9 protein-coding genes are annotated in these 13,234 nt (G+C 64.7%); 7 read left to right on the top strand and 2 right to left on the bottom strand.

Annotation, left to right across the window (positions count from 1 at the left end; all coding sequences use genetic code 11):
• Positions 1-2 precede the first annotated feature (2 nt).
• The 5 genes from cheB (at position 3) to P8R33_RS03445 (ending at position 6,887) form a co-directional block, all read left to right on the top strand.
• Positions 3-1,088 carry a chemotaxis-specific protein-glutamate methyltransferase CheB gene (cheB, locus tag P8R33_RS03425; RefSeq protein ID WP_278327584.1) on the top strand — a complete coding sequence of 362 codons (1,086 nt, stop codon included), beginning with the start codon at positions 3-5 and terminating at the stop codon, positions 1,086-1,088.
• Positions 1,079-1,942, top strand: a complete 864-nt coding sequence (locus tag P8R33_RS03430) for a CheR family methyltransferase (RefSeq protein WP_278327585.1) — start codon at positions 1,079-1,081, stop codon at positions 1,940-1,942. Before cheB ends, P8R33_RS03430 begins: the two co-directional genes overlap by 10 nt.
• Positions 1,943-1,979: 37 nt before the next feature.
• Positions 1,980-3,566, top strand: coding sequence for a putative bifunctional diguanylate cyclase/phosphodiesterase (locus P8R33_RS03435; protein WP_278327586.1), 1,587 nt, complete (start codon positions 1,980-1,982; stop codon positions 3,564-3,566).
• The gene (locus P8R33_RS03440) at positions 3,563-5,356 is read left to right on the top strand and encodes a methyl-accepting chemotaxis protein (protein ID WP_278327587.1); all 1,794 of its coding nucleotides are present in this window, start codon (positions 3,563-3,565) and stop codon (positions 5,354-5,356) included. Before P8R33_RS03435 ends, P8R33_RS03440 begins: the two co-directional genes overlap by 4 nt.
• A 187-nt stretch (positions 5,357-5,543) precedes the next feature.
• The gene (locus tag P8R33_RS03445; protein ID WP_278327588.1) at positions 5,544-6,887 is read left to right on the top strand and encodes a methyl-accepting chemotaxis protein; all 1,344 of its coding nucleotides are present in this window, start codon (positions 5,544-5,546) and stop codon (positions 6,885-6,887) included.
• A gap of 55 nt (positions 6,888-6,942) precedes the next feature.
• Here the strand turns inward: P8R33_RS03445 and P8R33_RS03450 are convergent, their stop codons facing one another.
• Entirely contained in the window at positions 6,943-10,269 is a 3,327-nt protein-coding gene (locus P8R33_RS03450; protein WP_278327589.1) for an amidohydrolase family protein, read from the bottom strand.
• 77 nt (positions 10,270-10,346) lie between these two features.
• Complete coding sequence (locus tag P8R33_RS03455; RefSeq protein ID WP_278327590.1) at positions 10,347-11,375, bottom strand: LacI family DNA-binding transcriptional regulator; 1,029 nt, start codon at positions 11,373-11,375, stop codon at positions 10,347-10,349.
• Positions 11,376-11,504: 129 nt separating this feature from the next.
• Between P8R33_RS03455 and P8R33_RS03460 the strand changes: the two genes are divergently transcribed.
• Together P8R33_RS03460 and P8R33_RS03465 are read left to right on the top strand one after the other, a co-directional pair.
• Positions 11,505-11,813 (top strand): PilZ domain-containing protein, encoded by a 309-nt coding sequence (locus P8R33_RS03460; RefSeq protein ID WP_278327591.1) that lies wholly within the window; start codon positions 11,505-11,507, stop codon positions 11,811-11,813.
• A gap of 1 nt (position 11,814) precedes the next feature.
• Positions 11,815-13,194: a hypothetical protein gene (locus P8R33_RS03465; RefSeq protein ID WP_278327592.1), complete on the top strand. Its 1,380-nt coding sequence runs from the start codon at positions 11,815-11,817 to the stop codon at positions 13,192-13,194.
• Positions 13,195-13,234: the final 40 nt, after the last annotated feature.

A 13,234-nucleotide genomic window follows, 5' to 3' on the forward strand; every position in this document is an offset into this window, starting at 1 on the left:
CGATGAGCGCAGTGCTTCGCAGCGAGAGGGCCGATCCTACCGCATCGGTCGGCCGCAAAGTCCGGGTCATGATCGTGGACGATTCGCTGACCGTGCGAACCGTCTTCACGCGCATGCTCCAGAAGGAAAAGGACATCTGCATCGTCGCCACGGCCAATACGGCCGAACGCGGGCTCGACGAACTGCGCAGGCATGAAACCGATGTGATCATGCTCGATCTCGAAATGCCCGGGATGGGCGGGATCGAAGCGTTGCCGAAAATACAGCAAGCCGCGCCTGGGGCCGAGGTCCTTGTCATCTCCTCGCTGACCGCAGACGGCGCGGAGCACACCGTTCAGGCCCTGTCGCTCGGTGCGGCCGATACCATGCTCAAGCCGCGGCCCGGCGGCTTCAACGACAGCTACCGTGAAGCTCTGCTTGGCAAGATCCGCGCACTCGCCGGCGTCGATATGGAAGCGCCCAAGCCAGCGCGCCCCGCCCCGGCGCCCGCCAAATCGGGCAAACGCCCCGAAGTGGTCGCGATCGGCGCTTCGACCGGCGGCATCCACGCGCTGAACCTGTTCCTGCGCAAGATCCCGAAGAATTTCGACTTGCCGATCCTGATTACGCAGCATCTGCCGGACAGCTTCATCCCGGTGTTCGCCAAGCAGATGGAACTGGCCGCCGGCCGTCCTGCTATCCTCGCCGACGAAGGTGTCGAGCTGAAGCGCGGTCACATCGTCATCGCACCGGGGCACGGCCACATGGTCGTGCGCAAGTCGGGCGGGCGCTACGTCACCGGCCTGGCCTATCATCCGGTGAAGAGCGGTTGCATGCCTTCCGTCGACCCGATGTTCGAATCCCTCGCCGAGGCGTTCGACGGGCGGGTCGCCGCTGTCCTGTTGTCCGGCATGGGCCGCGACGGCACCGAAGGCGCGCAACTGATCGCCAAGGCAGGCGGCACGCTCTACGCCCAGAATGCCGAGACCTGCGCGGTGTGGGGCATGCCGCGCGCAGTGACCGAGATGGGTCTGGTCGCCGCTGCCAGCCCGCCGGAGGAACTCGCGGAAAAAGTGCTCGCCAGCGTGGGGGCCGAGGCATGGGCGTAGACGACGCCTCCCACAAAATAATCGCCGATCTGCTCGAACAGCGCACCGGACAGCAATTGACAGAAAACCGGCGCTGGCGCGTCTCCACGGCGCTTGCCGGGCTGTTCCGCGAACTCGGTCTCGACAATGTCGATCAGCTGGCCTGCATGCTGGAACGTCCCGGCGAGCACCATCTGGCGACCAAGGTCGTCGAGGCTCTGCTCAACAACGAGACCTATTTTTTCCGCGATCACGTCTATTTCGCGATGCTGGCCAACCAGGTCTTGGGCGATCTCGCGAGCAGGCGCGCCGGGTCGAAGCGTCTGCGCATCTGGTCCGCCGGATGTTCCACGGGACAGGAACCGCTCAGCCTCGCCATGCTGTTCTGCGAACAGCCCGGCCGCTGGCAGGATTGGGATATCGAGATCCTCGGAACCGACATCTCCGGCAAGGCGATCGCGTCGGCGAAGACCGGATGCTACACCCAGTTCGAGATCCAGCGCGGCATCAGCGTCGCGCAAATGCTCAACTTCTTTACCGAAACCCCGCGCGGCTGGCAGGCCAACGACAAGATCAGTTCGATGGTCCGCTTCCAGCAGCACAGCATTCTCGACCACCCTCCCCATCCGGGGCAATTCGACCTCGTGCTATGCCGCAACGTGCTGCTCTATTTCGACACGGACATCCGCCGTACGGTGTTCGACCGTCTGGCCAGCGCGACAGCCAGCGACGGTTTGCTGATGCTCGGCGCCGGAGAATCGGTGGTGGGCCAGACCGAACGGTTCGAGCCTTCGCCATGGGGGTCTTCGCTTTACCGGCCGACTTCCGTCCATGCCCGCGCCACCCGCACGTTCCAGCACCGGGCCTCCGCGTGACGGACAAGGTAAACGCGGCTTCACCATTCCTTAGCGAATGACCGCTATCGCCATGTTGCAGAACATCGAACGGTTGCAATCGGGGGCATTGGTGGAAACTCGGCAGGATCAGGCTGTCAGCGATAGTAGAGCCGTGGTCTTCGGGCCACTGGTAATCCTGGCCGGTATCTTCCTGACGACTTTTGCGCTCACCATGGCGAGCAGTCGGCTCGGCATCGGCCAGCCCATGGCCATCCTGGCGACCGGCACCGTTATTTTCGCTGCTGCGGTCGGCTTGCTCGCTTATTCCGGCATCCGCCACCTGCGCCGGGCGGAAATCCTGAGCATGAGCGACAGCCTGACCGGCCTGCCCAATCGCCGCGCGCTTCACCGCGACATGCAGCGCAAGGCGCTCGGTGGCGAGGAAGTCGCCCTCGCCCTTGTCGATCTCGACGGGTTCAAGCTCGTCAACGATCACTATGGCCATTTCGTCGGCGATGCGGCGATCCGCGAGTGTTCGCGCATCTTCGTGGAGATGACCGAAAGCGAGGCGACGATCTATCGCCTCGGCGGGGACGAATACGCCGTCATGGCCGCAGGTCCCCTTGCGGGCACCTTGCTCGAAGGGCTGTGCCGCCGGATCGTCGAGCGACTGGCCAAGCCCGTCAATGTCGACGATCGCCGCCTGACCCTTGGTGCCAGCATCGGCCTGGCACGCTGCAATGCCGGGGATACCGTCAGTTCCTCCGAATTGCTGCGCCGCGCCGATGTCGCCATGTATGCCTCGAAGCGTGGCGGCAAGATGCGCTGCACCTGGTTCAATCCGGCCTTCGACAAGAGCCGCGAGCAGATCAAGGAACTCGACGACGAATTGCGCCTCGCGCTGGCGCGCGACGAGTTTCGCCTGAATTACCAGCCGCTGGTGGACAGCACCACGCGCATGGTCGTTGCCGTCGAGTGCCTGCTGCGCTGGGAGCGTCCCGACGACAAGCCCATCGGCCCGAATGTCTTCATTCCGGTGGCCGAGGAAAGCGGGCTGATCAACGCGATCGGCCTATGGGTCCTGCGGCAGGCCTGCATCGATGCGTTGGCCTGGGACGATATCACCCTGTCGGTCAACATCAGCGCGGCGCAGCTTCGCAATCCCGAATTCCCGGTCCAGCTCGGCCATATCCTCGAGGAAACCGGCTTCGATGCCGAACGGCTCGAACTCGAGATCACAGAGACCTGTCTGGTGCTCGATCCGGTCGTCGCCGAACGCAGCCTTGCGCTCATCCGGGGGTTCGGCGTGCGCATCGCCCTCGACGATTTCGGGACCGGCTATGCCTCGATCGGTTTCCTGCGCCAGTTCCGGTTCGAAAAGCTCAAACTCGATCGCAGCCTCGTAGTGCAGGCTGGCGAGGACGATGGCAGCCGGGCGATGATGCTTTCCAGCATCACGGTCGCCCGAGCGATGAAGATGGGCGTCACCGCCGAAGGCGTCGAAACGCAGGAACAGGCCGACATGGTCCGCGCCGCCGGCTGCGACCAGATCCAGGGCTGGCTCTACTTCAAGGCGATGCCGGCCGGTGACATCGGACAGCATCTCGGCCAGCCGGTCCAATCCATGGTCGCAGAAACTCCCAAGGGTAAAAAAGTAGCATGAACGCTCTTTCCGAAGCGAGCGGCGACTTCGTCGCCGAATACGAAGTTATGCCCGAAGAAGTTTTCGGCGAAAAGCGAGAGCTTGCCACTTTCGAATCCACCGACGTCGAACGACAAGCGCGCGGCATCAGGGGCTGGATGTATTCGAAGACCGTCGGTCAGAAACTCGATGCCATCGCCTGGATCAACATCGTTGCTGTGGCGCTTATCCTCCTCTCGATCCTCGGAGGGGGCTGGTACGCAGTGGAACTGCGCCAAGAACGGATCGAAATCTCCGAGGCAACCTACGATTCCGCCCAGATGGTGGCGGAAATCGGAGACGCTCGCCTCTTCGTCCAGCACTATGCGGTCACGGGAAATCCGGAGGATCTGGCCGCAGCGCAGGACTCGCTGCGGCAAGCCGATAGGACGCTTCGCGAGATCGAATCGCACGCGAACGAGATAGCTCCGACGACCATCCCTGTGATCGACGAACTCAATGCTTCGCTCGCCGCCCTCGCCTCGCGCGTTGCCGCTGCCAGCAGTTCGCGCGGTTCCCAGGAGCAATGGCTAGCGTTCTCCGACAGCGTCTTCGTCGAAGGTGACGATATCATAGCAACGGCCCGCGACCTGCGCGACGAACTGGTCGCGGTGGGCGAAGCCGAAGACGACAAAGCCCGAACCGGCATCGTCATCCTCTTTGCCCTGTTTTTCGTGATGTGCGCAGGCGGCGCAGTGCTGGTGCTGCTCAGCAACCGCTACATCGGCGGTGATCTCTCGCGCTCACTCGGCAGGATCAGCGATGTTGCGACGCGCCTCGCGGCGGGTGAAAAGGGCATGCACATCCCGGGCACAGGACGCCCCGACGAGATCGGCGACCTTGCGCGATCTTTCGAGGTATTTGCGCAGTCCGCGCAGGAATTCGAGCAACTTTCCGAGGAACGCGCAGCTTTGCGCGCGGAGCGCGGCAAGGAGATGCAGCGCGTCGCGGATCGTTTCGAAACGACAGTCGGCAAGGTCGTCGGCGGCGTGGCGAGTGCCTCGAGCCAGCTCCAGCGCACGGCAGGAGCGATGAGCGAGACCGCCGACCGCACATCGCAGGAAGCAGGCGAGGCTGCGCGCCACATCGCCGAGGCTTCTACCGGAGCAACGGCGGCGGCTGCCGCATCCGACGAATTCGCCATGTCGATCGGCGAGATCAGCAGGCAGGCATCGCATTCGGCCGAACTTGCACGCCAAGCCAACGACACCGCCAAGGGCGCCGACGAGACCATCTCCGCGCTGTCCACTTCGGCCAACGAGGTTGGCGCGATCGTCGAACTCATCCAGTCGATCGCCAAGCGCACCAATCTCCTTGCTCTCAACGCCTCGATCGAGGCGGCGCGTGGCGGGGAGGCGGGCCGCGGCTTCGCGGTCGTCGCCAGCGAAGTGAAGGAACTTGCGGCGCAGACCAGCCGCGCCACCGACGACGTGGCCGCCCAGATCCGCGCCATGCAGGGCTCCACCGGTGCCAGCGTCAGCGCTCTACGCGCCGTTGCGCGCCAGATCAGCGAGATCGAAACGACGGCGACTTCGATCGCCAGCGCAGTTGACCAACAGTCGGTGGCCGGCCGCGATCTCGCGCGCAGCATCGACGTGGCGGCGCGCGCCAGCGACGACGTGTCCCGCCATGTTTCGCAGGTCCGCGAAACCTCGCTGGAGACCGGAGCCGCAGCAAGCCAGGTGTTGAGTTCGGCGAACGATCTGGAACAGCAGGCGGCCGAGCTACGCCAGCAGGTCGCCACATTCCTCGGGCAAGTCCGTCAGGGGTGACCGGGAAGAGCCTCCGATCTGCGTTGCAGCAAGCGCGACCGTCGCATCCTCTGGCAATAAATCGCCGGGGCTCCGTACCGATTGCCTTAATTTCGTCGTCACGCGATCGAGACCGAATTCTCACCGCTTAACCATTTCGCAAGCGCTCCCGTCTTACAGTTAGCAACAGCTTAATGGGGAGTGACGCATGAACGCGCCGACGAATTTCCTGGAACACGATCTCATCCGCGAGATCGCCGACGTTGAAGTAGGTGCCGGCGTGCGGGATGATGAAGTCACCGGCGTCGGCGCATGGTTCATGGGCAAGTCGCTCGACGACAAGGCGGTGCTGGCTTCCCTCATGTCGGTTGGCGGTCTCGCGGTCATCGGAACGCTGGCCGCCTGGGGGCTTATTTCACCCGCGAGCAGCCGGTTAGCCCTGATCGCAATACTCGGCATCGTCGGTTTCAGCGTCCCAGTCAGCCTGATCGCCCTGCAATTCATGCGCAAGCGGGTGATTGCGCCCTATTCGCACATCAGCCGGGAAATGACCCGCCTTGCAGCGGGTGCCCGCGACATCGAGCTGATCGGTACCGATCGGGTCGATGAAATCGGAGACCTCGCGCGCGCACTGCACGTTTTCACCAAATCCGGCCACAAGCTCGACGAGCTCTTCGCAAAGAAGCAGAACTCGGAGAAGGCCCGCAAGGCCGAATTACTCCAGTTGGCTGCCAACCTCGACTCCAGCGTCGGCGAGATCGCCGGCGGTGTCGCAGCGGCGTCGAGCCAGCTCAAGACGACGGCGCAGGGCATGGCATCTACCGCCAACCAGGCGACCGGGCAGGCCGAACAGGTCATCTATTCGATGGAGCAGGCATCCAATGGCGCGACCGCGGCTGCGGCGGCATCCGACGAATTCGCCATGTCGATCGGCGAAATTAGCCGACAGGCGGCGCATTCGGCCGATCTGGCGCGCAAGGCGACCGAGACCGCTACCGGCGCGGACGACACGATTTCGGCCCTCGCCACTTCGGCCGATCAGGTCGGCGCGATCGTGGAACTGATCCAGTCCATCGCCAAGCGCACGAACCTGCTCGCCCTCAACGCATCGATCGAAGCGGCGCGCGGCGGAGAGGCCGGACGCGGTTTCGCAGTCGTCGCCAGCGAAGTGAAGGAACTCGCGTCGCAGACGAGCCGCGCGACGGAGGAGATCGCCGACCAGATCCGGGACATGCAGAATTCGACCGGTGCCAGCGTCGGTGCGTTGCGCTCGATCGTCGACCAGATCCGCGAACTCGAAACGACTGCTGTGTCCATCGCCAGTGCAGTCGACCAGCAATCGGTTGCCGGACAGGATCTGGCCCGCAGTATCGACCTTGCCGCCCGTTCGACCGAAGAGGTCTCGGGCAGCATCACGCAGGTTCGCGAAACGTCACTTTCGGCAGGCGCTGCTGCCAGCCAGGTGCTGACATCGGCGGAAGAACTCGAACTGCAGGCCGAAGCCCTGCGCGCGAAGATGCAGGCCTTCACCGCAGAGGTCCGCGCAGGCTAAGCGATCCGCTTACCGCAGGCGACGCGCAGACGGCGCATCGCCCGCAGCGATTACGTTACTCCCACCAGTAGGGTCGGCGGGTTTCCGAACCCGTCTCCACTTCGTTCATCGTGCGCGCATCGTAGAGCCTGCCGCCCAGCATCACGCGCTCGATGTTGTCCGAGTTGCGAATATCTGCACTAGGATCGGCGGACAGGACCAGCAGGTCGGCCAGCTTGCCGACCTCGAGGCTGCCGATGTCGCGGTCCATCCCGAGCGATTGGGCCGACCAGATCGTGCCCGCACGCAGCGCCTCGACCGGCGTCATGCCGCCGCGCACGAAGCTCCACAGCTCCCAATGCGCGGCAATGCCGGCCTGCTGACCATGCGCACCGATGCTGATCTTCACGCCGCGCTCGGCCAGCTTCTTGGTTTCGCGCGCCGCGTCGTCGTCGACGAAGGCCCACTCCGGCGCCGTGACGCGCCGCGCGGTCTGCGCGATCAGTTGGCGCGGCGGGGTGTGGACGAGCAGCGGATTGTCGAACACGTCGGTCGCCTGCCGCCAATACGGGTCGCCAGCGAGCCCGCCGTAGGTGACCACCAGCGTCGGCGTATTGTTGGTCTGCGACCCGCCCCAGAACTGCAGCACGTCTTCGTAGAAATATTCGACAGGGACATTGTGCTCCACGGTCGAATTGCCGTCCGCGATCAGGTTCATGTCCATGCCGAACAGCGAACCGCCCTCGGCAACGACAAGCATATTTTCGGCCATCGCTGCGGCGACCACCTGCTGACGCTGTTCACGCCGAGGCTGGTTGTAGTTCTTCACCGAAACGCCGCCCTGCGCCTTGATCCGACGCACGTGTGCCAGCGCGTCTTCGTATCCGTCGATGCGGGCATAGACCGAAGGCGCTTTGGCGCCGTAGATGATTTCCCCGGTCGAGAAGATGCGCGGAGCCAGCAGGCTGCCCGCCCGCTGCCGTTCCGACGCTGCGAAAATCATGCTGGCGCGTGAAGACGGATCGTGGAGTGTCGTCGTACCCAGTGCGAGGTTCTGGACCAGCGACCAGTTCTGTTGCGGGATGAGATCGGCGACGCCTTGCGGTCCGTGGGCATGGGCATCGACGAGGCCGGGCATGATCGTCTTGCCCGCTGCGTCGATAACCGTCGCGCCCGCCGGGACCGCCACGGTATCGGCCGCGCCCACTGCAGAGATCCGGTCACCGCGGATCACGATCGTCCCGTTCTCGATCGCGCCTGCGCCGTCGCCGGTCATGGTCAGGATGCGCGCGCCGGTCAGCGCAACCACGCCCGTCGGCTTGTCCGCGCGGATCGTCCGGGCGAGCGAGATGCCACTGGCAGGCGGCGTGAATTTCGGCGCGTCCTTGGCCAGCGGCGCATTGGCAAACATCGCCGAGGTCGGAGCGCGATAGAGCGTCGGCCCCATTGACCAGGTCAGCGTACTGCCGCCATCGGTCCAGCCGATGTAGTCCGCCCCGCCCTTGCTGGCGCGAGTCACCGGCAGCGAACTGGCCTTTTCGCCCAGCGTGACCGCCTGACCACCCGGCAGGAGCGGTGTTACAAACACCTCGTAATTCTCGCGGAATGCCAACATGTCGCCGCGCGGGCTGACGCTGTAGCCGCTTACTAGCTCTCCTTCGGCGTGAACCTGGCGCCGGTCGCCGGCGAGCGTTGCGGACAGCAGCTGGAGCTTGCCGCCCGACCGGCCGAGCATGAACAGGCGATCATTATCCGCGCCGAACTGCGGATCGGTCGTGTCCCGCGCGACCAGTGCGGGCGTGCCGCCGTTTGCGGAAACCGAATGGACGCCCTCGTTCTCCGAGTATTCCGGCGAGGTGAGATACCCGCCCGAGCGTTTTTCGAACACGATGGTATTGCCGTCGGGCGAGAATTGCGGCTGCGCGTAATGGCCGCGTGTGCGGGTCACGGGCCGTACATTACGACCATTTGCGTCCGCCGTCATGACCTGCCCCAAGCCATCGTCGGTCCAGCGCACGAACACGACTCGTCGGCCGTCGCGCGACCAGCTCGGCCAGAGCTCCAGCGCCTCGCCACCATCCGACAGGAAGCGTCGCGGCTCACCGCCGCCGAGCTGCTTGGTGTAGAGCTTGCCGAGGCTTTCGAAGACGACCGTGCGGCCGTCGGGACTGACGCTGGCGAAGCGTGGGATTTTCGCCGTGAAGCTGTCCTCGCCCACCGGGATGACGGGATGGGGCGCATCGGCCACGCCGCGCGTATCGTCGATCCGGAACGGGATCACGCTCGATCCGCTGCCATCGGCAGCGATGCGGTGGATCTTCCCGCCGGCCCAGGCGACGATCGCGCTGCCGTCCGGCGTCCAGTCCATTCGCGGATAGAAGCCGTAGACTGCCCAGGTTTCCTGCATGTCGAGATCGAGATCGCCGTAGATCATCCGCTCGACGCCGGTGGTGAGGTTCTTCACCCATAGCTCGGTCGTATCCTTGTCGCGGCGGATGAATGCCAGCGATGTGCCGTCGGGCGACGGCGTCGGGCGCACGGCCCCGCCATATCCGCTGGCCGCAGTCGTCACTTCGGTGGTGGCGAGGACGTAACGCTCGATGGCGAACGTCCCTTGCGTCGAATCCTGCGCGTATTCGAAGATCGGGCCGCCGGTGACATTGCGGGTGTAGTACACTGCCTCACCGTCCGGTGCGTAAATCGGCTCGCCGAGTTCCTTCTGCAGTGTCTCGTTGGCGCGCGCGACCAGCTTGACGCCGCCACCGCCAGAGGGATGATAGAGCCAGATCTCACCCGTCCCCAGCGAGCGCTCGGTCGTGAAGTGCTTCTTGGCTACGATGTATTTGCCGTCCGGCGACCAGTCGGGCTGGTTCAGCAGGCGGAATTCTTCCTTGGTGACCTGGCTCTTGTTCGAGCCATCGGCATTCATCACCCAGATGTTGTCGCCGCCGCCCCGATCGGAAGTGAAGGCGATGCGCAGTCCATCGGGTGAAAAGCGCGGCTGCACCTCCCACGCTAGGCCCTCTGCGATCCTGCGCGGTGTGCCGCCGGCGATCGGCATGGTGTAGATATCGCCGAGCAGCGCGAAGGCCAGCGTGCGCCCATCGGGCGACACATCGACGTCGATCCACGTGCCCTCATCGGTGCGGATCGGCACCTGCCGGATAGTAAAGCCGCGCGGATTGGCGACGTCCCAGCTTTCGCCCTCACTGCTCGATGCTGCCGGATTGGCAGTCGCGGGCGCAGCGTCGACGGCCATGCCGGACCCTTCGGCAGGCTGTTCGTCCTGCGAGGCATCGACCTCCTGCTCCTCGACCGGATCGGGAGTCGGTTCGGGCTCCTGTGCATAGGCCGCCTGACTCGCGAACAGGACTGCAAGGACGGATGCGATGCTGGATTTCATGATTGTCTCCCTCGAATGCCTTGCCCGCTTCATAGGCGGCTGGGGCGCGAGGGCAAATGGCGTTTACGCGCGGGGCTTCAGCCTACGCTGGCGCGCTCCACCAGCCGCACGGGTACCCGCCGCTCCGGCTTCTCGCCTTCCTTGGCCAGCGCCGTGTCGATGAGCAGCTTGCCCGCCATGGCGAAGTCCGGCTCCACCGTCGTCAGCGGCGGCGCGCTGAACTCGCCCGAACCGAGCCCGTCGAAGCCGATCACCGAGACCTTTCCCGGCACCGCAATCTGGCGTGAGGCGAGCTCCTCCAAAGCTCCCAGCGCCATGGCATCGCAAGCGAAGAAGAGCCCATCGAAATCCGCGCCCTTCTCGACCAGCGTAGCAATGGCGTTGCGCCCCTGCGACACGCGGTCCTCGCCTTCCCCGACCAAGGGCTCGTGGACTTCCAGACTGCCCGCCTTCATCGCCGCGCGATAGCCCTCGTAACGTTCCGAAAACTGCCGCTGCGAGCAATGCGTGTCGCCGACGAAATGGATCGAATTCGCGCCGCCTTTCACCAGCCGCTCGACCGCAATCCGCCCCCCGTCGCGATTGTCGGAGCGCACCCAGGTGGCATTGTCGAACGGCGAGCCCCAGAACGCGATGGAATCGCTCTGCGCGGCGCATTCGCGGAAATAGTCCCATGCCGGCTGGTTGGTCGCCGTGCCGATCACGACGACGCCATCGGCCTGTCGCCGCGCGACGTAATGGCCGAACAGTTCCTCGGGCTCGGCCTGGAAAGAGACGAGCGCTTCGTAACCCCGCTCCGCCGCCGCCGCGCAGGTGCTGCCCAGCATCGAATAGTAAAACGGATTGATCGCGGCAGCGCCCTGCCCTGCCCGACCGATCACCACGATCGCGATCGTCCCGGTTTCGCCGCGACGCAGACCGGCCGCGCGGGCATTGACGTGGTAGCCGAGCTCTTGTGCCGCCTGCTCCACCCGGCGCCGGGTCGCTTCGGTAATGGTCTCGGACCCCGAAAGCGCCCGGCTGACGGTCGACTGGCTGACCCCTGCACGCTCGGCAACATCGATCGAGGTCACGCGCCGCGGCGCACCGTTCAGACTGTTCGACATCCCACGTCCCATGGCAGTTTTGTCGTGTCCCTAACCCGAAGTTCACGAGATTGCGAGTAGTGCAGTTCAGCCCGCACTTGCACAGACGAACCGGCACCGCATAAGAGGGTGGGAACTGAGGGGTATCGCATGGCGCAGGACCATCGACGGGAAGACCGGTTCACAGTCCAGGTCGCAGGTCGCTATCGCGGCAAGCATGGCAATTCGCGAGACATCTGGATCAAGGATGTCTCCGAATATGGCTGTCGCTTCTTCGACAGGTTCTCCGTTCTCGAAGTGGACGGGGAAATTCTCGTCAAGCTCGGGAACATCGGCCCTATCCCCGCAGAAGTGAAATGGCGCGAGGGCAGCACGGTCGGCGCGCAATTCGATCGTCCGCTCCATCCCAGCGTACTCGATCACATCGTTCGCGAGATGGATCGCCGCGAAGGCGAATAGCATGCGGCAGAGCGCTCGGCGTCGGCTGCTGGGCGCGGCAATTTCCTATCTCGGCGGGATTGCGACGCGTGTCGCCGTCCAACTGGCGACGCTGCCGATCCTGTTCGCGAACTGGCCCGCAAATCGCGTCGGAACGTGGATGATGATTTTCGCGGTTCCATCCTATCTCGTCATGGCGGGCCAGGCCTTTTCCGGCGCGGGCGGGAACGCAGCCCTTGCCGCTGCGAGAGAGGATCGCTGGACCGACGCGCGTGCAGCGTTCCGGGCGAGCTGGATCTGGGGAACCGGGCTAAGCGCGCTGGCCATCGCTGTCTTGATCGCTTGCGCGATGATCGTCCCCGCCGACCTCGCCCGCGATTTCGGCTTTGTCGACCAGAGCGAACTGCGCCTCAGCACCGTCTGGCTGGGCATGTATATCTTCGCCTTGGTCCAGGCTGCGCTGATGCTCGTGCCGCTGCGGGTGAGCGGACATTATCCGCTGTCGGCCGTGGCGCTCAATATCGCCGCCCTGACGGAGATCGCCGTGCTCGCGCTATGCGTCACGCAGAGCCAGTCCTTTGTTCTGCTGGCGGCTGCTCTGGCGGGCTTGCGCTGCCTTACCGCCGTGGCGATCGGCGCGATCGCCTATCGCCACGCGCCGGAGGTTTTTGTCGCCCCGGCGGTGCCCCTCCGGCCGACCCTGCGCCAACTCCTTCGCCCATCGCTGGCCTTCATCATCCTGCCGGTCGTCTATACGCTCAATCTCCAGGGCTACACGCTGCTGGTCGGCTTTGCTTTCGGCGCCACCGCGGTCGCCGGTTTTGTCGCCATCCGGGTCGTGGTCCGCGCGATCGATCTGGTCATGACGGTCGTCTATTCGGTCCAGTTCTTCGAAGCCGGCTATATCGAGGGCGACAAGCAAGCCATTCAGCGGCGCCAGCTGGCGACCATGACCACCCTTACGACAGTTGCGATCGCCGTATTTGCTTGCGTGCTGATGCTGGCGGGCGACTGGCTGCTTGCCCTGTTCACTGCCGGAAAGGGCGCTTTCGATCCCGGGCTGGCGTTTACTCTGCTTGCGGCCGGTGCGCTTCGCGGGCTTGCAACGACACCGCAATCGATGGTCGCGGCAGAGAGTGCCCATGGCGCCTTGGCCCGTAGCTATCTCCTCGCCTCGCTGCTCGCACTGGGTGCAGCGACGGCTCTGGCGACGGCCGGCCTGCCGCTGCTGGTGATCGTCGCCATGCTCATCCCCGCCGAGCTGGTGGCCACAGTGCTTGCCTTTCGTACCGTACTTACCAGGCTGGACTGGAACGTGCGGGATTTCCTTCGCGCACTCGGGAGCCGCGATCGCCTTGCCGACGTCGTCCACCTGGCGCGTTTCCTGGGGCAACGCAGCTGATCGCAGCTTGCGGCCTGCCGCCGGAAGGGTCATTCTGCGC

Origin of the sequence: Qipengyuania flavescens, assembly GCF_029688735.1 — a bacterium.
Classification (GTDB): domain Bacteria; phylum Pseudomonadota; class Alphaproteobacteria; order Sphingomonadales; family Sphingomonadaceae; genus Qipengyuania.